Genomic DNA, 22822 nt, shown 5'->3' on the forward strand with positions numbered 1-22822 from the left:
CGCCGCGCCCCGGTTTAACAGGCGCAGCGATGGATCGTATCCCTGAATTCCTGCAGCGCCACCCTCGCTGGAGCGCGCTTCTTCTCGGCCTGATTTCGGCGACTGGCTTCCAGCCGCTCCACTTGTGGCCCGCAGGGCTCGCTGCGATGGCGGCATTCGTCTGGCTGGCTTACCAGCAGGACAGCGGCAAGCGCGCATTCCTGCTCGGCTGGCTGTTCGGCGTTGCCCATTTCACGCTGACCAACAACTGGATTGCCACGGCCTTCACCTATCAGGCCGAAATGCCTGCCGTACTCGGTTGGGCGGCTGTTCCGCTGCTCTCGCTTTACCTCGCGGTCTGGCCTGCGTTGGCGGTGCTCGGTGCATGGCTGCTGGGGAGAGGGCGCGGGCTGGGCGTTTTCGCGCTCCTGCTGGGCGCTTTCTGGATCGCGGCGGAATGGCTGCGGAGCTGGGTCTTCACCGGCTATGCCTGGGGCCCGTTCTCGCAGATGATGCTCGGCGATTGGGAGCGGCCGGGGGTCGCGGGCCTGCTGCCCTACATGGGTTCCTACGCGCTCTCGGGACTCGTCGTTGCCCTGGCCGGCATTCTCGCCCTGCTCGCATCCACGCGCCGGTGGAAAGGTCTGGCGGCGGCGATCGTGATTGTGACCGCGGGCATGTTCTGGCCGGCACCCGAAGCCGAAGAGGGTTTCCTTCCCCTGACGCTGGTTCAGCCGAATCTCAGGCAGAAAGAACTCGACGATCCGACCAAGTACGAAGAGCAGTTCCAGCGCATCGCCGCCCTCAGCGAACCGCAGCGAAGCTATAGCCGCAGGCTGGTGCTCTGGCCCGAAAGCGGCGTGCCCGACTATCTGCGCGGTGGCTATCCGCAGCGCTATTACACCCAGATGACCGCCGCGGGCGATCCGGCCTTCGCGCGTTTCCGTATCGGACGGACGATCGGCGAGGGCAGCCTGCTGCTGACCGGTGCGGTTGACCTGGAAATAGCCGAAGTCGATGGGCGTGAACGGGCGGTGGGCGCCTACAACGCGATCACGCCGATCGATGCGGAGGGCAATCTGGGCCAGCGCTACGCCAAGGCGCATCTGGTGCCCTATGGCGAGTATCTCCCGATGCGCGCCCTGCTCGAACCGCTCGGTATGTCGCGGCTGGTGGCAGGTTCGATCGACTTCATCCCCGGCCCCGGGCCCCAGACCATCGACCTTGGCGCTTACGGGCAGGCCGGAATGCAGATCTGCTACGAGATCGTTTTCTCGGGCGAGGTGGCCGAACGCGGCAACCGGCCCGATTACATCTTCAATCCCTCCAACGATGGCTGGTTCGGTGCCTGGGGTCCGCCCCAGCACCTGGCGCAGGCGCGCATGCGGGCGATCGAGGAGGGCCTGCCGGTGCTGCGCTCTACCACGACGGGGATCAGCGCAGTCATCGATGCGCGCGGTGTGGTGAGAAGCCATATCGGCCGCGGTGTTGCCGACCGGATCGATACGCTCGTGCCGCCGCCTGCGGATCCGACGTGGTTCGCAAGGCTGGGTCACTGGCTCACGCTACTATGGGGCATAGCGCTTCTTGCCGGATCGCTGGTTGCCATGGGCGCGCGCCATCGTTACCTGTCCCGGGTAACATAAAGCTTTCTTTATATCTTTCTTCCGGGGTTTTGATGCGCACCAGTTACCTGTTCACTTCCGAGAGCGTTTCGGAAGGTCATCCGGACAAGGTGTCCGACCAGATCAGTGACGCAATCGTCGATTTGATGCTGTCGAAGGACGCGGAATCGCGCGTCGCCTGTGAAACCATGACGACCACGCAGCGTGTGATCCTCTCCGGAGAGATTCGCTGCGCGCCTATGTATGACGCGAACAATGCCGCATGGGCCGAGAACGGCGGCTGGGCCCCGGGCGCGAAGGAAGAGATCGAACAGGCCGTGCGCCGCACGGTACGGGAAATCGGATACGAGCAGAGCGGCTTCCACTGGAAGACGCTGACCTTCGAAAACCACCTCCACGGCCAATCGAGCGAGATCGCCCAAGGCGTGGACGCCAATGGCAACAAGGACGAAGGCGCGGGCGATCAGGGCATCATGTTCGGCTTCGCCTGCGACGAGACGCCTGATCTCATGCCGGCGACGCTAGACTATTCGCACAAGATTCTCGAGCGGCTGGCGGCCGACCGGAAGAACGGCAATGCCCCCTTCCTCGAACCCGATGCCAAGAGCCAGCTTTCGCTGCGGTATGAAGATGGCAAGCCGGTCGCGTGCACCGCAATCGTCGTGTCGACCCAGCATGCCAAGGGCTATCACGAGGGCGAGAAGGAAGCCGAGCTCAAGGCCTATGTGAAGGGTGTCGTTGAAGAAATCCTGCCCGAAGGCTGGGTTTCGGACGAGACCGAATGGCACATCAACCCGACCGGCGCTTTTGAGATCGGCGGCCCCGATGGGGACGCAGGCCTGACGGGCCGCAAGATCATCGTCGATACCTATGGCGGCGCGGCGCCGCATGGTGGGGGCGCGTTCAGCGGCAAGGATCCGACCAAGGTCGATCGCTCGGCGGCCTACATCACCCGCTATCTTGCGAAGAACATTGTCGCGGCCGGCCTCGCCCGGCGCTGCACGATCCAGCTGTCCTATGCGATCGGCGTTTCGAAGCCGCTTTCGATTTACGTCGACACCCATGGAACGGGAGCGGCGGGCGTAACCGACGAAGCACTCGAAGACGCGATCCGCAATATCGAGAAGCTCGGCGGGCTGACCCCACGCGGTATCCGCATGCATCTCGGCCTCAACAAGCCGATCTACCGCAAGAGCGCCGCCTACGGTCACTTCGGCCGCCAGGCGGATGGCGAACACTTCCCTTGGGAACGCACCGATCTTGTCGAGGATCTTAAGGCTGCCCTGCGCTGACAGGAAAAGGGCGGCCATTGGACCGCCCCTTTCGTTGACCCTTAGGGTCGCTCAGTCGAGGATGCCGCGTTGCGGCTCTGGCTTTAACTGACTGCCGAAATCATCCTCGCGCAGCCACTGTCCTACCTTGCGGCCGAATTTGGCGACAGCATTCATATTGAAAAAGTGCATGAAGCCGAGCGCGACGACGACCAGTCCGATTTTCGTCGAAAGGAACTCGAAGGCTTCGGCTAAACCCTGAGGTTCGCTGCCGAACCGCAGCGACAGCAAAATCCATCCCAGATTGACCAGATAGAAGCCTACGACCAGCAGGTGGTTCGTCGAATGGGCGAGATTGTCGTCATGCCCGAAACATTCCTTGAGGAATACGATTCCGTTCTTCGACAAGGTGCGTGCAACCCAGACCGTTAGCGCGATGCTCACAGCGAGATAGACGATATAAGCGGGAACGAGGTACATACTGCTTCTCCTCTAATTTCTGTAATTTAAGAAATCACTGGTGAAATTGAGTGTGTCATCCATCCTTTCAATGGTTCGCGGGGATCAGGTTTTCGTCTTGCTTCCAGGCAGCAGGCGCGCGACGCGGCTGCCGAGCTTCATCAGCGTAACCAAGGTCGATTTGGGCAAGCGCCGTACGTCGGCATACCAACCTGCCAGATTGCCGATGAATTCGTGCATCCGGCCGACACGTTCGCGCACGTGGGCAGGTACGTCGTCGCGCTTGTCGAGGCTTTCCGACAATTCGCCGAGCAGCTGGATCGTGGGATCGATCTCGCGCCGCTTGCGCTCCGCTGTGATCTTCATCAGCATGTCCCACAAGTCGCTCTCGGCGACGAAATGGTCACGCCGGTCGCCCTCGACATGGACGCGGCGGACAATCTGATAGGATTGGAGTTCCTTCAGGCCGTTCGACACATTGGACCGGGCCAGGCCCAGCTTTTCGCAAATGTCCTCTGCATGCCGAGGCCGGTCTGAAAGATAGAGGAGGGCATGAACCTGCGCGACCGAACGGTTCACGCCCCATTCGCTGCCCATCTCGCCCCAGTGGAGGATGAAGGCGCGCGCCTCGGGGATGTCCATGATGTCGGCCATAAACCGATTTCCTTTTCTCTATTTCTGAAATTACAGAAATTACTGGCGGCGTCAACTGTCTTTTGCAGAGGGACGATACTCTGTCGTTCTAGCTCTTGGCGGGAGAAGGCTTGTCGAGAGTCAGTTCGGCGGCGGAAAACACGAAGGGGCTGCGCACACCGGGCATTCCTTCGGGGACGATCCGCATCCCTCTTGAGATCACTTGCGGATCGGAGAAGACCTCGTCGATGGAATTGATCGGGCCTGCGGGAATGCCGGATTTCGCACAGGCCGCGAGGAGATCATTGCGCGACCATCTTGCCGTGGCTTCACGGATGAGCGCGTCACATTCAGCGCGATGTTCGACGCGGTCTGCATTGGTACCGAAGCGTGGGTCTTCAAGCAGGTCGTTGCGGTCGATCAGCGCCAGCAGCTTCCGGAACAGCGCATCGTTCGCCGGGGCGAGGACTATCGGACCATCCCGGGTCGGGAATACGCCATAGGCGCTGACCTGCGCGTGCGCATTGCCCATGCGGGGCGGGTTCTCCCCGGTCGCTAGGTAGCTCATGGCCTGGTTGGCAAGCAGGCCGACCGAACAATCCAGCAGGCTCATGTCGATCCACTGCCCCTTGCCGGTGCGGTGCCGCATCAACAGCGCTGACTGCACGGCGTTGGCGGCCCATAATCCGCAGGACAGGTCGCTGATGGACACGCCCATTTTCATGGGATCGCCTTCCGGCTCTCCGGTCAGTGCCATGAAGCCGCTCATCGCCTGGATCACGAAGTCATAGCCGGGCTCGTCGCGGCGCGGGCCGTCCTGCCCGAAGCCGGTGATCGAGCAATAGATGATTCCGGGATTTGCGCGCGCCAGCGTCTCGTAATCGAGGCCGAATTTGGCGAGCCCTCCGGGCTTGAAATTCTCCAGTACCACGTCCGCATCCGCCGCCAGTTTTGCGATACGCGCCAGATCTTCGTCGTCCCTGAAATCCGCCGTAATCCCGCGCTTTCCGCGATTGCAGGCATGGTAATAGGCGGAAGTCGTTTCGCCGCCATGCTCGACCCAGGGCGGCCCCCAGATGCGCGTATTGTCGCCTTCGGGGCTCTCGACCTTGATCACGTCTGCGCCGAGATCTGCAAAGATCTGGCCCGCCCATGGGCCAGCCAGCACCCGGGCGAGTTCGAGCACCTTCAATCCCGCGAGCGGGCTGTTCTCGTTACGCGGATTCTCGAGCCAGTCGGCCATGGACGGTCAGCCCAGCGCGACCTCGTATTTCGCGGTCGTTTTCTGGGCGATCTCCTCGGCGGTCACTCCGGGGGCCAGTTCGATCAGACGGAAAGCGCTCTCGTGATCCGGGCGATGGAAGACGCCGAGATTGGTCACGATCATGTCGACCACGTTCTGCCCGGTCAGCGGCAGAGTGCAGGACGGAATGAACTTGGGCGATCCGTCCTTGGCATTGTGGTCCATCACCACGATGATCTTCTTCACGCCGGCCACGAGATCCATCGCGCCGCCCATGCCCTTGATCATCTTGCCCGGGATCATCCAGTTGGCGATGTCGCCGTTCTCCGCAACTTCCATCGCGCCGAGCACGGTCAGGTCGATATGGCCGCCGCGGATCATCGCGAAGCTCTGCGCACTGTCGAAATAGGCGCTGTGGGGCAATTCGCTGATGGTCTGCTTGCCGGCATTGATCAGGTCGGCGTCTTCCTCACCCTCATAGGGGAAGGGGCCGATGCCCAGCATTCCGTTCTCGCTCTGCAGCGTGACATGCATGCCTTCGGGAATGTGGTTGGCGACCAGCGTGGGGATCCCGATGCCGAGATTGACGTAATAGCCGTCTTCCAGCTCCTGCGCGGCGCGCGCGGCCATCTGATTGCGATCCCATCCGGTGAGGGTGGCGGTATCGGTCATGTCACTTGCCTTCGTTCATGATTGCGGGCGCATCGGCGGGGGCGGTTTCGGGCGACCAGCGCGTGCCTTCGGGATAGACCTCTTCAAGGGTGCCTTTCAGCGAATCCCCGTAGACGGGGTTCGGGAAGACGAACCAGCCATTGCCCCATAGCTGTGCGAGGTCGCCCCGCGCGGCGAGTTCGCGCCGCTCCTGGGGGGCGAGCTCGTCATCGTTGAACACATCTGCGAAGTCTCCGAGGTTGTCACCCGCGAGCGCTATGACGCAGTAGCGCTCGGCGATCAGCGCACGGCGGCCGTCCTTGCCGCCGCCTCCGCCATCGTCGCCGCGAAGGTACAGCGTGTCGCGGTGGACTGCCTCGCCGAGGCCAGCCGCAGCGATGGCCCTGGCCGCACCTTTGGGGCTGAATTCGCGATTGGTGTTGAAGACCGGGGTAATGCCCGCTTCACGCAGGCGGCGAAGGCCGGTCACTGCTCCCGGAACGGGCCGGACGTAGCTTGCGCCCGTCTCTTCCCAGCGCTTCCAGCTTTCGCTCGAATAGCTCTGGCCGGTCGAGGCAGTCCAGTATTCATAGCCGAGGTTGAGGATCAACGTCTCGTCCACGTCGAACACCACCGCCAGCGGTTTCCAGCTATCGCCGCGGGCGCAGCTCTGTGGGCCGGAAACGTCACCGCCGATACCCATGGCTACCGATTGCGGCACGCGCCGTTCGCGCGCGCGGGCGACGGCATAGTCGGCAAGATTGCGCCATGCCTGGATCGAGACGCCGGCCGCCTCGCCAGAGCCATAGAGCCATTGCATCGTGTCCGGTGCATCGGTCGAGGCTGTAGGCGCTTCGGAGGCAGGGACGGTCGCGCAGGCGCCTAGCGAAAGAGCCGCCAGCGAAGCAAGGGCCGTGCGCATCACGCCACCTTCCGTTCGCGGGTCGTCACGAATTCGATCTTCTTGTCATAGGGCGCGCCCACGATCATGCGCTGGACGTAGACGCCGGGCAAGTGGATGCAGTCGGGATCGAGACTGCCCACCGGTACGATCTCTTCGACCTCGACCACGCAGACCTTGCCGCAGGTTGCGGCGGGCTGGTTGAAATTGCGTGCTGTCTTGCGGAAGACGAGGTTGCCGGTTTCGTCCGCCTTCCATGCCTTCACGATGGCGAGGTCGGCAAAAATTCCCTGCTCGAGGATGTAATCCTCGCCGTGGAAGGTCTTCACCTCCTTGCCTTCCGCCACCTGTGTGCCGACGCCGGTCTTGGTGTAGAACCCCGGTATGCCTGCGCCGCCTGCCCGCATGCGTTCGGCCAGCGTCCCTTGCGGGCAGAATTCGACTTCGAGCTCGCCGGACAGGAATTGTCGCTCGAACTCCTTGTTTTCGCCGACATAGGAGGAGATCATTTTCTTCACCTGCTGGGTGCGCAGCAGCATGCCGATGCCTTCGTTATCGATCCCGGCATTGTTGCTGGCGAAGGTGAGGCCCTTGACGCCGCTCTCGCGAATGGCGGTCAGAAGGCGTTCGGGAATGCCGCAGAGGCCGAAGCCCCCGCTGGCGATCAGCATGTCGTCTTCGAGCAACCCGTCGAGGGCAGAAGCGGCGTCGGGAAAAAGCTTGTTCATCGGACCTCCGTTACGGCTTGGCTGCTAGCGCCGTGTCAGGGATAAGTCACCCCCGGAACAGGCGGGTCCTCACCGTACTCCGCCGGAGGCCGCTGTAATTGAACCTCGGCCCGCGTCGGCTTGCCTGCCGGTCGACCTGTCAGACTGGAAGCCAGAACCAGCGGCAGGAGCTTGCGTTTCGCTGCACTTGCGAGAGTAGCCGCTGTATAGGCATCCTGAATTCAGGCACTTACGCAACTCACTTGCGCCTTATGCAACAATTCTTGTTCTTTTCGCACTTGCACAATAGATGCTGCCGGAGCATATGTCGCCCTGCCTTTCAGGCATCCTCTCCCAAGACTTTTCCAGCCCGGTTGGTTCGCCAGCCGGGCTTTTTTCTTGTCCGCCAGCCTCTCAGTTGCGGACCCCCAAGCCCTCTCGCTCATTGCATGTCTGTCACCCGTCCCCATCTGCGGGGCGGAAATTGCACGAAATTGCGAGGGAGTTACCCCAGATGGCCGATGCGGATGCTGCGACGACGGCGGTAGAGGATAAGACAGTCAGGCTGCAGGTCGCCGCGGCACGACAGGAAGAGAGCGGTCGGGGCATTGCCAGAATGCCGCGCTCCACCTTCCAGGCGCTCGGCATCACCGAGGGCGACCCGGTGGAAATCGTCGGCAAGCGTGCCACCGTGGCCATCGCCATGTCCGCCTATGACGAGGACCAGTCGATCGAGGTCATCCGGCTCGACGGGCTCCAGCGCGGCAATGCGGAAGTCGGTTCGGGCGAGCACGTCAAGGTGAAGGCCGCCGAGTCGCGTCCCGCCACGCGCGTCGTCTTCGCCCCCGCCAATCGCGACATGCGGCTGCAGGGCCCGGCACAGGCGCTCAAGCGCAATTTTGCCGGCAAGCCTCTCACTGCAGGCGATCTGGTGGCCACCACTGGCCAGCAGCCTGTCCAGAACATGCCGCCCGAAGTGCGCCGCATGTTCAATGCGCCAGCCTATGCGCTGACCCAGATTCGCCTCTCGGTCGTTTCGACGAGCCCCAAGGGCATCGTCCATATCGACGAGAATACCGAAGTCGAACTGCGCGCCGAGTTCGAGGCACCGCGCGATGCGCGTGCAGTAGTGAACTATGACGATGTCGGCGGGATCGAGGATACCATTCAGGCGCTGCGCGAAATGGTCGAACTGCCGCTGCGCTATCCCGAACTCTTCACACGGCTCGGCGTCGATCCGCCCAAGGGCGTGCTGCTCCATGGTCCTCCCGGAACCGGCAAAACCCGGTTGGCTCAGGCAGTAGCCAACGAAAGCGATGCCAATTTCTTCGCCATCAACGGCCCCGAAATCATGGGCTCTGGCTATGGCGACAGCGAAAAGGCGCTGCGGCAGGTGTTCGAGCAGGCGACCAAGGCCGCGCCTGCGATCATCTTCATCGACGAGATCGATTCCATCGCCCCCAAGCGTGATCGCGTGCCCGGCGAGGCAGAAAAGCGCCTTGTCGCGCAATTGCTGACGCTGATGGACGGGCTGGAATCGCGCTCGAACCTGGTGGTTATCGCGGCAACGAACCGTCCGGAAGCGATCGATGAGGCGCTCCGCAGGCCGGGCCGGTTCGACCGCGAAATCGTCATCGGTGTACCCGACGAGAAGGGCCGCCGAGAAATCCTGGGTATCCACACCCGCGGTATGCCGCTCGGCGACAAGGTCGACCTGGCGGAGCTTGCCAAGGCGACTTACGGCTTTGTCGGCGCGGATATCGCCGCCCTGACGCGTGAGGCGGCAATCGATGCGGTGCGCCGGATCATGCCCAAGATCGACCTGGATGAGCGCACCATTCCGACCGAAGTGCTCGACGAACTTTACGTCGGCCGCGAGGATTTCCTTTCGGCGCTGAAGCGTGTCCAGCCCAGCGCGATGCGCGAAGTGATGGTCCAGGTGCCCAATGTTGGCTGGTCCGACATTGGCGGAGTCGGCGATGCCGTTGAGAAGCTGAAGGAAGGCATCGAGCTCCCGCTGAAGAACCCCGACGCCTTCCATCGGCTAGGGATCAGGCCTGCAAAGGGTTTCCTGCTCTATGGCCCGCCGGGCACGGGCAAGACGCTGCTGGCCAAGGCAGTGGCCAAGGAAGCCGAAGCGAACTTCATCTCAATGAAATCGAGCGATTTGCTGTCCAAATGGTATGGCGAGAGCGAGCAGCAGATCGCACGTATGTTCAAGCGGGCTCGCGCAGTGGCTCCATGCGTCGTCTTCATCGACGAGATCGACAGCCTGGTCCCCGCCCGCGGAAGCGGGCAGAGCGAGCCGCAGGTCACGGGCCGGGTGGTCAATACGATTCTAGCCGAGATGGATGGGCTGGAAGAGCTCCAATCCGTCGTGGTCATTGGCGCGACCAATCGCCCGACACTGGTCGATCCTGCCCTGTTACGCCCGGGCCGGTTCGATGAACTGGTTTATGTGGGCACGCCCGACAAGGCGGGACGGGCGCAGATACTTGGGATTCATACGCAGAACATGCCATTGGCCGCGGACGTCGATCTCGGCGATATCGCTGGCAAGACCGAGCGCTTCACCGGCGCCGACCTCGAGGATGTGGTCCGGCGGGCAGGGCTGAACGCCCTGAAACGCGCTGGCGGCGATGTGCAGGAGGTTACCTCCGCCGATTTCGCCGAAGCGCTAGAGGACAGCCGCGCCACGGTAACCAGCCAGATGGAAGCCGAATACAAGAAGATGCGCGGGGAGCTGAAAAAGCGAGCGGCAGAGGTCCAGCCGATCGGTTTCATCCACGAAGGCATGGTCGAAAGTACCCGTGACGCCAAGCACGGCACCGAGAAAAGCTAGCCTTGCATGGCCCGCTGGTTCGCCGCCTCCACCTCGAGGCGGTGGCGGATCAGCGCGCCGGGCTGGTTCTGCCTCAGCCATGTCACCATGTGCTCCCTGACCTCGCAGCGCAGGGTCCAGAGATCGCCGATCGTGTCGGCGCTCATCGACAGGCGGAGCTCGATGCTCTCGGGATAGGCCTCGGTCATCAGCAGGGCGAGGTTGCGGCCATCCCACAAGGGGTGTGCTTTCACGAACCGCTCGAATTCCTCCCGGATCGGTTCGACCTCGGCGGCCGGATCGAGATGGAGCATGACCGGCCCGGTGAGTTTCTCGCTCACGCGTGACCAATTCTCGAAACTCTGGTCGAGAAACCGGAGGGTAGGCACCACGAGAACGCGTTCGTCCCAGGTACGAACAGTGACATAGCTCATCCGGATTTCCTCCACCCTCCCGGTCTCCCCGTCGACCCTCACGAGGTCGCCGATCCGAAGCGGCTGGGTCAGCGCCATCTGCAATCCGGCGATCAGAGATTTCAGAGCAGGCTGCGCAGCGGCACCCACTGCCAGGGCAGCCAGACCGGCCGATGCCAGCATCGTCGTGCCGACATCGCGTACGCCCGGGATGTTCAGCATGATCAGCGAAATGGTCACGATGACGATCGCCACGCGGGCGGTCCGGGACAGAATGGCGATCCGTGTACGATAGCCGCGGTTGGCAACCTCGTCGCCGGTCAGTTCGAGCTGGCGCTCGTATCCGGCGGCAAGGCCTTTTACCAGGGCGAACGCCGCCCAGCCGACTACGGCAGGCGTGAGAAAGCGGGCAAACACGTCCCAGCCATTGCCGACCAGGGCATCGTTCTCGGCGGCGATGGAGATGGCGAAAGCGACCATCGCCCAGCGCACGGGATTGCGGATTTTCTCGACGACTACATCGTCCATCTGGCTGGTCGATGCGCGGGTAATCCTGCGCAGGATCGCAAACACTACCCAGTGCAGGATCAACGCACCAAGCAGTGCGCCGCCAAGTGCAATCAGCATGTGGATCAGGCCTTCCTGGGAGATCGGCCAATTATCGGGATGGTAGCGTTCGAGCATCAAGTGATCGTCACTATGGAGCAGGGGTAGGGCTTGCAAGGGGCGTACGCCCTTCGACATAAGGGAGGTCGATCGTGACCTCCAGCCCGTCGGGTTTGAACTCCCGCGTCAACGTGCCGCCGAATTGACGTGCCGCGCTTTCCATCAGGAGACTTCCGAACCCCTTGCGTTCGGGCTGTCTCTCTACAGGCACACCGCTTTCACGCCATGTCAGGTGGATACAATCGCCGATCCATTTCCATGAGATGTCGATCTGCCCGCCATTGGCCCACGCCCCGTACTTTACGGCATTGGTGGTCAGTTCATGGAAAACCAGACCAAGGGGTGTGATGCGTTTGGCGGGCAAAAGCACTTCGGGGCCGCCGATCGTCGCCGGCTGACTCTGCGACCGATAGGGTGCGAGTGTCGTTTCGATCAGCGTCTCAAGCGAGGCAAGCTCGCGATCCAATTCGCCCTGGCTTACCTCATGCGCGGTCAGCAACGCACGTACACGCTGCGCGATCGCATCGGTGACCGGCTTGGCTTCGGGCTTGTCCTTGGCGCTCATCTGTATGATCGCCAGAACCACGGCGAACAGGTTCTTCACACGGTGGTTCAACTCCCGTGCCAGAAGGTCCGCACGGTCTCGTGCCTCGCCAACCACCACTGCCTGTGCGGCTTCGGCCTGGTGCCGGGCAGCACGCGAAACGAGACGCGAACCCAACAGGATTGCGATCAGCAGCAGCGCGATCAATGTGCCGAGCAAGGGCAGCACACGGCCTTCGATCCTGGCGGTTTCTTCCGCCTGCTCGGCCAACAGGCGGCGCTCGATCTCTTCCATCTCGTCGAGTGCCCGGCGCAACCTTTCCATCGTTTCCTGACCCTCGTCAGTCAGGATGGCCCGTCTTGCATCGAGAAGTCGCCCGTCTTCGAGCAGGATGATCGTATTCTCCATCTCGGAGAATTTTGCACGCGCCAGGGCATCGATCTCGTCGAGAAGCTCCTGCTGCCTCGTCGTCGCATTGTCTGAAAGGAGTGTGCGCAGCCGCCGCAAGGTCGGCTCGATTTGCTCACTGCCCTTGCTGTACGGCTCGAGGTAGCGCCGGTCGAGCGTGATAAGATAGCCGCGCTGCCCGGTCTCGCCGTTCAGCGTGGCGGTATCGACCCGGCCAAGTTGCTCGATAATCTCGGCAGTCAGCTGGGACCGGCTACGCTGTTGACGCTCGGATTCAACCGTCTGGAAGACGAGAAAGATGAGTCCGAGCATTGCCGCTGCGATGAACAGCAGCACGGCAGCGTTGGGCAGCCTGCTTCCCCAGCGAAAGCGGTTCCAGACCATGACTAGTGCGCGGCTCCCCAACTCCTGCCGGTTCCGATATCGACTCCCAGCGGAACAAACAACACCACAGCGGGATTGTGTGCGTTCGCCATGACACGCTCGATGACCTTCGATGCCGCGTCGACATCGGTTTCGGGAAGTTCGAACACCAGTTCGTCATGTACCTGCAGCAGCATGCGGACATGCCCCAATCCGGCCTGGTCCAAGGCGGGCCCCATCCGCACCATCGCCCGCTTGATGATATCGGCGCTGGTACCCTGTATCGGGGCGTTGATTGCCGCGCGCTCCGATCCTGTACGCTCGTTCTGGTTCTTCGAATTGATACGCGGAAACCAGGTTTTTCGGCCGAACAGCGTCTCGGAATATCCCTTTTCACGCACGCTTTCGAGGGTGTGGAGGATGTATTTCTGGATCCCGGGGAAACGCTTGAAATAGGTGTCGATCATCGCCTGCGCTTCGTCGGGTTCGACACCGAGCCGGCCGGCAAGGCCCCAGCGCGAGATGCCGTACAGGATGGCGAAATTGATGGTCTTGGCCCGCGCGCGGGTGTCGCGGGTGACTTCGCCGAACATCTCGGTTGCAGTGCGAGAGTGAATATCCTCTCCCTTTTCGAAGGCATCGCGCAGCGGGCCGACGTCTGCCATGTGCGCGGCGAGACGAAGCTCGATCTGCGAATAGTCGGCTGACAGCAATACGTTTCCTTCATCCGCCACGAAGGCTTCGCGGATCTGGCGGCCGATTTCCGTCCGGATCGGGATGTTCTGCAAATTCGGGTCGGTCGAGGAAAGCCGCCCGGTTTGCGCGCCGACCAGGCTGTAGCTCGTATGCACGCAGCTGGTTCTCGGGTTGATCGCCTGCTGGAGCGCGTCGGTATAGGTCGACTTCAGCTTGGTAAGCTGCCGCCATTCGAGCACCTTGTCCGCGATCTCCGCTCCATCGGCCGAGAGGCGCTCCAGTATCGACTGATCGGTCGAATATTGCCCGCTTTTTCCTTTCTTGCCGCCCTTGTGGCCGAGCTTGTCGAACAGGATGTCGCCGAGTTGCTTCGGGCTGCCGACCGTGAATTCCTGGCCTGCAAGAATATGGATTTCGCCCTCTAGCCTTGCCGTCTCCGTGGCGAACTCATTGGAAAGCTTTGCCAGCCGTGCGCGATCCACCTTGATGCCGTGTCGTTCCATGCCGGCTACCACCGGGACAAGCGGGCGGTCGACGCGCTCGTAAATCTTCGTGCCTCCCTCGATCGGCAGGCGCCGGCGCAAGTGGGCGTGCAGACGCCACGTGACATCCGCGTCTTCGGCCGCATATTCGGTCGCCTTGTCCAGTGGCACTTCGCCGAAAGGGATCGCTTTCTTGCCCGTCCCGCAGATTTCCTTGAAGCTGAGGCAGGTGTGCCCGAGGTGGCGTTCGGCAAGCTCGTCCATCCCGTGGCCTCCGCCGATACCCGATTCGCTGCGTCCGGCGTCGAGCGCGAAACTGATGATCATCGTATCGTCGATAGGCGATACCATGATGCCCTGTCTCGCCAGGACGTTCAGGTCGTACTTGCCGTTCTGGAAAATCTTGAGGATCGCATCGTCTTCCAGCATCGGCCTGAGTGCGGCGAGCGCCGCATCCATTTCGATCTGAGCCGGGCGTTCGGCGAACATGTCGCTGCCGCCATGACCCAGCGGGATGTAACAGGCCTCGTTCGGGCCGACCGCGAGACTTACACCGACAAGATCGCACAGCATGCAATCGAGCGAGCTGGTTTCCGTATCGACCGCCACGAGCCGCGCGTCGGTTGCGCGCCGGATCCAATGCTCCAGCCGGTCCATCGTCTGGACGCACTCATAGGCGCTGCGATCCACTGCAGGCATTTCCGGCAGCGGCTGCACATTGCCCTGGCTGCTCGCTTCGGCCCCGGCGGTCTGCTGTTTGGGCGGATTGAGATCGGTCCGGCGATTCGGGCTGCCAGTGCCCGATTCGAGGCGGCGCAGCAGGCTGGTGAAGCCGTGCTTCTCGAGGAATGCCGAAAGAGGTTCTGGCGGGACGCCGCCGAGCTTCATGTCTTCGAGTTCGACCGGAAGATCGCAATCCTCGCGCAGCGTCACCAGTACGCGGCTGAGTTCCGCATTGGCCCGGTGTTCGATCAGGCGTTCCTTGAGCTTGCTCTTCTTCATGCCCTCGGCGGCATCGAGTGCGGCGGTAAGGTCGCCGTGTTCGACGATCAGCTTGCTCGCGGTTTTCGGTCCGACCCCGAAGATGCCGGGGATGTTGTCGACCGAATCGCCCATCAGCGCGAGGACGTCGCCCACCTTCTCGGGCGGGACGCCGAATTTCTCGATCACTTCCTCGCGCCCGATGCGCTGGCTCTTCATCGTGTCCAGCATGTCGATGCACCCGCCGGTTTCGACTCCCGGCTCCAGATCCTCGTCCGCACATTTGCCGATAAGCTGCATCAGGTCTTTGTCGGACGAGACGATTGTCACGTCCCATCCCTTGCGCGTGGCGGCCCGGGCATAGGACGCGATTATGTCGTCCGCCTCCACGCCGGGTTCCTCGATGCAGGGAAGGCTGAAGGCACGCGTCGCATCGCGGATCAGGGGAAACTGCGGCACCAGATCCTCTGGCGGATCGGGGCGGTTGGCCTTGTACTGATCGTAGATCTCGTTCCGGAAGGAATGGCTCGACTTGTCGAGGATTACCGCAAGGTGGGTCGGACCGTCGGCCTTGTCGAGATCATCGGCCAGCTTCCACAGCATCGTCGTATAGCCGTAAACCGCACCGACCGGCGTGCCTTCCGGATCCGTGAGCGGAGGCAGGCGGTGATAGGCCCGAAATATATAGGCGGAGCCATCGACGAGATAGAGGTGCTGTTTGTCGGCCATCCCAGCGGCACTAGCAGTGAGTCGCGTGCATGGGGAGCGGCAAGAGGCGGAAAAATGTGACCTAAAAATGGCGGAAATGCGGCAATTTTGCTGAAACTATGGCGAATTCGCTTGCGATGCCACAATCCGGCCACTATTTAGACATTGTAAGGCCCGAATTGCCGGGCCTTGCGTGAGGGGGTGGGATCACTTCTCTCGCACCATGAACTCGCTGTTTAAGGATTACCATTATGCGCAAGATCGCACTCTTCGCCGCCGCTTCGGCCGCTGCTCTCTCGCTCGCCGCTTGCTCGGAAGCTACCGAAGACGCAGCTGGCGAAACCGCTGATTCGGCTGCTGCCGACACCGAAGCCAACATGGAAGCCATGGAAGCCGGTGCTGAAGAAGCTGGCGCCGAACTGGAAGCCGGCGCTGAAGACATGGCTGCAGAAGCTGACGCAGCTGCTGCTGAAGTCGAAGCCGACGTCCAGGACGAAACCGCTGACGAAGCTGCTGTCGACTAATATCGCAGGCTTCGTAAACGGTTGACCGTTTCGAAAAGAAAGGGCGGCGCCGCAAGGCACCGCCCTTTTTTCATGTCTGAAACGAGATTGACCGCCTAGCCGCCGTAATCGGCGTCCGCCCACACGCGGCGATCATCGTCCTGGCTGGCAAATCCCCGGTACAGCGCACCCGCTATCGTTGAAATGCGCGCATCGCGCATCTGGCGGGCTTCGAGCTTGCGGCTGCGGTTTCCATTTTCGACTGCCATCGACGGGCTCTGGCCGGTCACGTAAATCGCGGCGGCAATTGCGCGTCCATCGGGCGTGTGGAAAATTCCGATATCGCTCGCGGTGCGGCTAAGGGTTCCGGTCTTGTGCGCCAGCCCCGCGCCTGTCGGAAGCGCGGAACGCATCCGCTTTTTGCCCGTGGTCGTGGCCCGCATCGCGTTCATCAACACGTTACGCGAAGAGGTGCTAAGCCACTTGCCCTGATAAATTCCGGCAAGAAGCTGACCCATTGCACGCGGCGTGGCGCTATCGCGCAAATCTACGCTGGATGCAGGATCGACGCGGCCGTCTTCGCGGATAAGCGTGGCAATGTCGCGAGTGAGTTCGAACTCCTCCAGACCAGCATTGCGCATCCACTGGTTGACAGCGCGCGGCCCGCCGACCGCCGCGAGCAAGGCATCGGTGCAATCGTTGCAGCTCTTGCTGATCATCAAATCGATATGCTGGCGAGCGGAAAGGTGGGCGCCGCCCGGACGGGGCAGTCGCCACTCGCTGGTCAGGCTCCATTTCCCGGCATCGACACCGGCCAGATAGGTAGCGGCGATCGCGACCTTGCTGGTGCTGGCCATGGGAAAGCGCTGGTCGGCGAGAATGCCGATTTCCTGCCCGGTCGAAAGATCGATGGCGTAGACGCCGATGCGCCCGCGCGATCCATCGGCCAATTGGGAGATCCGCTGCTCCAGCGCGTTGTCGTAGACCGCATCGAAGCTCTGGGGCGCGCGGACTTCGGTGCCGAGCACCTGATCGAACTGCGCGCTATAGTCCTTGGTTTGTGCCTGTCCCGGTGCCGACAGCGAAAGCGAAAGAGCCCCCATGGTCAGCAGTTTTGCTAGTGATCTGATCCGCATACCCATCCCAATACCAATTTCATGGTTGTCAGGACATTAACGCATCAGTGGATTCATGCGCAAGTGTTGCCGCGACGAATGGTGTCGCGGCAACGATGGCACCTTTTCCGGTAAGGAAGTTTCGTCACCGCTCAGGCGGCGGCGATGACCTGCTCGATCTTCGAGGTCGGTTCGCCGGTCACGGTCTTGTCGATTTCGCCGACAAGACGCTTTTGCAGCTCGGTGTGATAATGACGGCGCATCTCCCCCAGCGTCTTGGGGTCGGCGATAACCAGAACGTCGGTCAGTTCACCAGCGATAGCCTTAGCGTTCAGCCATTCGGCCGCGGCTGCGCCATGCGCGAGTTCGTTGAGATCGGTCGAGTTGGTCCGTTGGCCCATATCGTCCTGATGCTTCACACCTGCGCTGAAATTCGTGGCTGTGAGGTCCGGCTTCTGCGCGCCTTCGAGTTTCGGTTCGAAGGGCTGGCCCTTGTTCTGCATCACGGTGAAGTGTTCGCCATCGACGATTGCGACATGAGCCATGTGCGGCAGTTTCATCGGGTTCTCCTTGGTAAGATGATGTGTCACCTCACCAACGGCCGAGATGCGGCTGGGGTCCGGGACTTGTGAGGCAATCTGCGATGCGCCACAGTATCGCCCATGGGAGAGAGCGATGGCGCGAGCCAGCTGCAAGCCGGACTGACCAGGGCGCTGGGCCGCGCCGGGATGGGTGCGCCCGGTGGCCTTGCCCGGCTGACCGGCGGCGCGACCATGGAAAGCTGGCGCTTCGAGGCGGACAGGGAGCCCTTTGTCCTGCGCCGGGCCCCAAGCCTGTCGTTCCTCGAAGACCGACCTTTCGGACACGATACCGAAGCTGCCCTTATCCGTGCGGCTGGCGGAGCAGGAGTGCGAGCGCCGGACGTTGTGGTCGAACTGCAAGGAGAGGACGGCATAGGAAGCGGTTTCATCATGCGCGCTCTTCCCGGCACGCCCGATCCGCGAGCCATCCAGCGAATGGACAAACCGGAACGCCTATTGGCGGAATGCGCAGCTCAACTTGCCGACATCCATGGAATCGCGCGCAAGGATGTGCCCGCCGACGTTCCCGTCATGAATTACGGAGAGGCAATCGCGAAACTCCGGGAACAATTCGAGGAAGCGGGCGGCGACCGCCCCATTCTGGCGCTCAGCCTGAAGTGGCTGCAGGACAATTGCCCGGCGCCGGTCGAACCGGTGCTCAATCACGGGGATTTTCGCCTCGGCAATCTGCTTGTCGAGGAAGGAAGGCTCACCGGCGTACTCGACTGGGAGCTGGCGCATTTCGGCGACTGGCATGAGGATCTCGCTTTCGGCTGCATGCCGGTCTGGCGCTTCGGCGCTTACGAACGGCCGGCCCTGGGACTGGGATCGCTTGAAGACTACTTTGCTGCCTACGAGGCTGCCGGGGGCAGGCCGGTCGATCGCGCACGTTTCCGTTTCTGGACGATCTACCGCATGGTCTGGTGGGCGCTCGGCTGCCTGAGGAATGCGCAGATGTGGCGCAGCGGCGATGACCGGATGCTGGAACGGGTGGTCATCTCGCGGCGGACCAGTGAGCAGGAACTCGATCTGTTGCTGCTGCTGGAAGAAGAAGCCCCGGAAGCCGAGCGAACCGCGCCGGTAACCGCGCCTTATGCGGCCTGGCCGGGCCATGGAGAGGCCACTAGCGGAGAGATCGCGCGGGCTGTCTCCGAATGGCTCGGCACGATCAAAGCCCGAATGGAAGGACACGATCGCTTCCAGCTCGCCGTCGCGCGCAACGCTCTCGGCATGATCGCACGAGACGATTCGCTGCTCCCGCGAACAATGAACCTCGATCTGGCCGCAGCGCTTCTGGCTGGAGACGCTTCGCTGGACAGCGCAGGACTGCTCGCAACGCTCCGTGCCGATGCACTGGAAAAGCTCGAGGCCGACGTGCCCAAATACCCCGCGCTCGCAGTCGCGCGCAGGAAATGGTTGGGAGAGAATTGATGGATTTCGCCGTCCCCCGGGAACTCGAAGATTACTACGCCGAGCTGGTTTCCTTCATCGAGGCCGAGATCGAACCGCTGGTCGGAAAGGACGACAACATCCGCTTTTTCGACCATCGCCGCGAGAATGCGCGGACCGATTGGGATCGGGACGGGCTGCCGAGCTGCGAATGGGAGGAGCTGCTGCGACAGGCACGCAAGGTGGCTGACGAGGCAGGCCACTGGCGCTTCTCCGCGCCGAAGAAATATGGCGGCAAGGACGGGTCGAACCTCTGGATGGCGGTTATCCGCGACCGGTTCGCGCAGCGCGGGCTCGGCCTCCACAACGATCTCCAGAACGAACATTCGATCGTCGGCAACTTCCCCTTTGTCGCCATGTTCGACACCTTCGGGACCGAAGAACAGAAACAGGAATTCATCCTCGGCGGCTTCGAAGGCACGCGCCGCGTCGCTTTCGGTCTTACTGAACCCGATCACGGTTCGGACGCCACCCACATGGAAACCGTCGCAGTTCGCGAGGTTCGTGACGGAACCCCCGGCTGGCGGATCGATGGGGAGAAGATGTGGATCACGGGCATGCATGTCGCCACGCATTGCGCGCTTTTCGCCCGTACCGGCGGGACGGCGGGCGATGCGAAGGGAAACACCTGCTTCCTCGTGCCCAATCCGACCGAAGGGCTGAAGATCGAAGAGTGGATGTGGACTTTCAACATGCCCACCGACCATCCGCGGCTGTCGTTCACGAATGTCTGGGTGCCGGACAGCGCGATCCTCGGTGAGGAGGGCCGGGGTCTCGCGCTGGCCCAGAGCTTCGTCCACCAGAATCGCATCCGGCAGGCCGCCTCCAGCCTCGGCGCGGCGCAGTACTGCGTGGAGGAAAGCGTTCGTTATGCCCGCCAGCGCAAGCCTTTCGGCGAAGAACTGGCGCGCAACCAGGCGATCCAGTTCCCGCTGGTCGAGCTTGCGACGCAGTGCGAAATGCTCCGCCTGCTGATTTATAAGACCGCCTGGCAGATGGACAACATGCCACATGAGGAGATCGAGAAGACGATCTCCGACAAAGTCTCCATGTGCAATTACTGGGCGAACCGGCTGGTGTGCGAAGCCGCCGACCGCGCGATGCAGGTGCATGGCGGGATCGGCTATTCGCGGCACAAGCCCTTCGAACATATCTACCGCCACCATCGCCGCTATCGCATCACCGAAGGCGCCGAGGAAATCCAGATGCGGAAAGTGGGGGCATATCTGTTCGGCTATCTGGGGCCGCGCAAGGGCGAGTTTGCGGCCGGTTGATCCGCATCCTCATGTCGTTCGCAGAACTCCCGCTTGACCATGGGCGTTGCATTTGCCTCTCTCAGGCCCACAATTCTTGGGGACTTATAACATGAACACCTTCCTTCGCGTCGCCGCGACCGGCTTGCTTGTATCGACTTCGACCGCCGCTTTTGCGCAAGGGGCTCCGATCGTGATGCCCGGCGCTCCGGGAGAGGCGCCGCGGGTGATCGACGAGGCGCAGGCGATTGCGCTTTCGGACACGCGCTATTCACCGGCCGACGTTGCTTTCATGCAGGGCATGATCGTCCACCACCAGCAGGCGGTGGAGATGGCCGATCTGGTCGAGGCGCGCACCAATAACGACGCGATCCTCAAGACGGCCGACCGTATCGGAGCGGGCCAGAGCGACGAAATGAAGTTCATGCGCGAATGGCTCGAAGCACGCGGCGAACCTGTTGAAATGAAACACACCGGGCATCAGGGCCATGGCGGCCACATGATGATGGGCATGGCCACTGCGGAGCAGATGGCGGCGCTGGCCGCGGCCAATGGCACCGAGTTCGATCGCCTGTTCCTCCAGCGCATGATCGCCCACCACAAGGGCGCCCTCGAAATGGTGGAACGTCTGCACGATGCGCCCGGTAGCGCCTACGAACCCGTGATGTTCGAATTCACCAACGAGGTGGTGAGCGATCAGCAGGCCGAGATTGACCGGATGAACGCCGTCCTCGCCGAGCTGTCCACCGATCCGCGCGCCCGGCTCGCTGCCGGCTTCCGCGATGCGGAAGAGGCGATTTCGAACCTCCGCCTCGTCGCGACGCAGCCCAAGCCGACGGGCTTCTTCGATCCCGAAAATCCGGCCCAGTTGCAACCCCTCATCGAAAAGGATGATGCGGAAGAGCAGCCTGCCGACACCGAAGCGGACGGCGAGGAAGAGGAAGACAAGCCGCAGTTCGGCAAGCGCGGTTCGCTGCTAGACTTCGCCAACACCGATATCGCCTTTTCTGGCGATCTCATGGTCGCGGGCAATTATCACGGCTTCAACGCCTACCGCCTCGGCGAGGACGGCGTGCCGCAGCTCGTTTCCTCGATCGTCTGCCCCGGCGGGCAGGGCGATGTCTCCATCGTCGGCGATCTCCTGGTGATGAGCGTGCAGGACAGCCGCGCGCGGATCGATTGCGGCCTCGAGGGCGTGACCGGCAATGTCAGCGAAGATCGCTTCCGCGGCCTGCGCATCTTCGATATTTCGGACATCACCCGGCCGCGCCAGGTCGGCCTCGTCCAGACCTGCCGCGGCAGCCACACGCACTCCATCGTGAGCGCCGACGCCGACCGTATCGTGCTTTACAATTCCGGCACCTCCTACGTCCGCGACAACGAAGAACTGGAAGGCTGTTTCGACACGGCGGGTGACGAGACCGCGCTGTTCAGCATCGATGTCGTCGAGATCCCGGTCGCCAATCCTGCAGCTGCGCGCATCGTGGACAGCCCGCGGGTGTTCGCGCGTGACGGCCAGATCGCCGGCCTCTGGCGCGGCGGCGATCATGGCGACGGCACGCAGGATACCAGTGTCACCAACCAGTGCCACGACATCACCGTCTTCCCGGCAAAGAACCTCGCGGCGGGCGCGTGCTCGGGCAATGGCATCATCCTCGACATTTCTGACCCGATGAAGCCGGTCCGGATCGACGACGTGACCGACAAGGGCTTCGCCTACTGGCACTCGGCCACCTTCAACAACGATGGCACCAAGGTCCTCTTCACCGACGAATGGGGCGGCGGCGGACGCCCCCGTTGCCAGGCGGGCGATCCCACCAACTGGGGTGCCGACGCCTTCTATGCCATCGAGGAAGGCAAGCTGAGCTATCGCGGGATGTACAAGCTGCCCGCGCCGCAGGGCGACAAGGAGAACTGCGTCGCGCATAACGGCTCGATCATCCCCGTCCCGGGCCGCGATATCTTCGTGCAGGCGTGGTACCAGGGCGGCATTTCGGTGATCGATTTCACCGATGCGGCCAATCCGGTCGAGATCGCTTATTTCGACCGCGGCCCGGTGGACGAGGACCAGCTTGTTACCGGCGGCTACTGGAGCGCCTATTGGTACGACGGCCGCATCTACGCGACCGAGATCAGTCGCGGGCTGGATGTCTTCGCGCTGGAGCCGAGTGAGTTCCTCACCCCCGAGGAAATCGCCGCCGCCGAAGCGGCGCAATACCCGGGCAATGTCTTCAACCCGCAGACCCAGACGCAGGTGACCTGGCCTGAAGATGTGATCGCGGCTGCCGAGGCGAGCCGCAAGGGCGGCTAAGTCCCGGCGCGGGAGGGGCGTCATTTCGCCACTTCACACCGGGTGCTCAACGCACAAGA

At 62.4% G+C, this 22822-nt stretch carries 18 protein-coding genes; 7 read left to right on the plus strand and 11 right to left on the minus strand.

What is annotated here, in order from left to right; translation table 11 throughout:
* Positions 1-29: 29 nt before the first annotated feature.
* On the plus strand, positions 30-1625 hold the full coding sequence (gene lnt / locus GRI69_RS08205) for an apolipoprotein N-acyltransferase (RefSeq protein ID WP_160727775.1): 1596 nt from the start codon (positions 30-32) through the stop codon (positions 1623-1625).
* 32 nt (positions 1626-1657) lie between these two features.
* A complete protein-coding gene (metK, locus tag GRI69_RS08210) occupies positions 1658-2896 on the plus strand; it encodes a methionine adenosyltransferase (RefSeq protein WP_160727776.1) in 1239 nt (412 codons plus the stop codon).
* Positions 2897-2947: 51 nt separating this feature from the next.
* On the opposite strand, the gene GRI69_RS08215 is transcribed toward metK, so the two are convergent.
* The 6 genes from GRI69_RS08215 to GRI69_RS08240 form a co-directional block, all read right to left on the minus strand.
* Complete coding sequence (locus tag GRI69_RS08215; RefSeq protein ID WP_160727777.1) at positions 2948-3355, minus strand: hypothetical protein; 408 nt, start codon at positions 3353-3355, stop codon at positions 2948-2950.
* 84 nt (positions 3356-3439) lie between these two features.
* The gene (locus GRI69_RS08220) at positions 3440-3988 is read right to left on the minus strand and encodes a GbsR/MarR family transcriptional regulator (RefSeq protein ID WP_160727778.1); all 549 of its coding nucleotides are present in this window, start codon (positions 3986-3988) and stop codon (positions 3440-3442) included.
* Positions 3989-4076: 88 nt separating this feature from the next.
* On the minus strand, positions 4077-5210 hold the full coding sequence (locus tag GRI69_RS08225; protein WP_160727779.1) for a CaiB/BaiF CoA transferase family protein: 1134 nt from the start codon (positions 5208-5210) through the stop codon (positions 4077-4079).
* 6 nt (positions 5211-5216) lie between these two features.
* On the minus strand, positions 5217-5882 hold the full coding sequence (locus GRI69_RS08230; protein ID WP_160727780.1) for a CoA transferase subunit B: 666 nt from the start codon (positions 5880-5882) through the stop codon (positions 5217-5219).
* A gap of 1 nt (position 5883) precedes the next feature.
* Positions 5884-6783 carry an HAD family acid phosphatase gene (locus tag GRI69_RS08235; RefSeq protein WP_160727867.1) on the minus strand — a complete coding sequence of 300 codons (900 nt, stop codon included), beginning with the start codon at positions 6781-6783 and terminating at the stop codon, positions 5884-5886.
* Positions 6783-7490 (minus strand): CoA transferase subunit A, encoded by a 708-nt coding sequence (locus GRI69_RS08240; RefSeq protein WP_160727781.1) that lies wholly within the window; start codon positions 7488-7490, stop codon positions 6783-6785. Before GRI69_RS08240 ends, GRI69_RS08235 begins: the two co-directional genes overlap by 1 nt.
* A gap of 493 nt (positions 7491-7983) precedes the next feature.
* On the opposite strand from GRI69_RS08240, the gene GRI69_RS08245 reads away from it, so the two are divergent.
* A complete protein-coding gene (locus GRI69_RS08245) occupies positions 7984-10311 on the plus strand; it encodes a CDC48 family AAA ATPase (protein ID WP_160727782.1) in 2328 nt (775 codons plus the stop codon).
* Here GRI69_RS08245 and GRI69_RS08250 read toward each other — a convergent pair.
* From GRI69_RS08250 to polA, 3 genes are read right to left on the minus strand one after another with little or no spacing between them, the layout of a single operon-like run.
* Positions 10308-11426 carry a mechanosensitive ion channel family protein gene (locus GRI69_RS08250; RefSeq protein WP_237453004.1) on the minus strand — a complete coding sequence of 373 codons (1119 nt, stop codon included), beginning with the start codon at positions 11424-11426 and terminating at the stop codon, positions 10308-10310. The two genes, GRI69_RS08245 and GRI69_RS08250, sit on opposite strands and share 4 nt — an antisense overlap.
* A complete protein-coding gene (locus tag GRI69_RS08255) occupies positions 11401-12705 on the minus strand; it encodes a sensor histidine kinase (RefSeq protein ID WP_160727783.1) in 1305 nt (434 codons plus the stop codon). Before GRI69_RS08255 ends, GRI69_RS08250 begins: the two co-directional genes overlap by 26 nt.
* A gap of 2 nt (positions 12706-12707) precedes the next feature.
* Positions 12708-15572 (minus strand): DNA polymerase I, encoded by a 2865-nt coding sequence (gene polA / locus GRI69_RS08260; RefSeq protein WP_160727784.1) that lies wholly within the window; start codon positions 15570-15572, stop codon positions 12708-12710.
* 230 nt (positions 15573-15802) lie between these two features.
* Here polA and GRI69_RS08265 point away from each other — a divergent pair, with 230 nt between their 5' ends.
* Entirely contained in the window at positions 15803-16075 is a 273-nt protein-coding gene (locus GRI69_RS08265) for a hypothetical protein (RefSeq protein WP_160727785.1), read from the plus strand.
* Positions 16076-16170: 95 nt separating this feature from the next.
* Here GRI69_RS08265 and GRI69_RS08270 read toward each other — a convergent pair whose 3' ends face one another.
* Both GRI69_RS08270 and GRI69_RS08275 read right to left on the minus strand, forming a co-directional pair.
* Complete coding sequence (locus GRI69_RS08270; protein ID WP_160727786.1) at positions 16171-17190, minus strand: serine hydrolase; 1020 nt, start codon at positions 17188-17190, stop codon at positions 16171-16173.
* Between the two features lie 131 nt (positions 17191-17321).
* On the minus strand, positions 17322-17729 hold the full coding sequence (locus GRI69_RS08275) for a baeRF12 domain-containing protein (RefSeq protein ID WP_160727787.1): 408 nt from the start codon (positions 17727-17729) through the stop codon (positions 17322-17324).
* Positions 17730-17831: 102 nt separating this feature from the next.
* Between GRI69_RS08275 and GRI69_RS08280 the strand changes: the two genes are divergently transcribed.
* The 3 genes from GRI69_RS08280 (at position 17832) to GRI69_RS08290 (ending at position 22763) form a co-directional block, all read left to right on the plus strand.
* Positions 17832-19181 (plus strand): phosphotransferase family protein, encoded by a 1350-nt coding sequence (locus GRI69_RS08280; RefSeq protein WP_160727788.1) that lies wholly within the window; start codon positions 17832-17834, stop codon positions 19179-19181.
* Positions 19181-20473 (plus strand): acyl-CoA dehydrogenase family protein, encoded by a 1293-nt coding sequence (locus GRI69_RS08285; RefSeq protein WP_160727789.1) that lies wholly within the window; start codon positions 19181-19183, stop codon positions 20471-20473. Before GRI69_RS08280 ends, GRI69_RS08285 begins: the two co-directional genes overlap by 1 nt.
* Before the next feature lie 91 nt (positions 20474-20564).
* On the plus strand, positions 20565-22763 hold the full coding sequence (locus GRI69_RS08290; protein WP_160727790.1) for a DUF305 domain-containing protein: 2199 nt from the start codon (positions 20565-20567) through the stop codon (positions 22761-22763).
* Positions 22764-22822: the final 59 nt, after the last annotated feature.

The organism is Qipengyuania vulgaris (assembly GCF_009827325.1).
GTDB classification, from domain to species: Bacteria; Pseudomonadota; Alphaproteobacteria; order Sphingomonadales; family Sphingomonadaceae; genus Qipengyuania; species Qipengyuania vulgaris.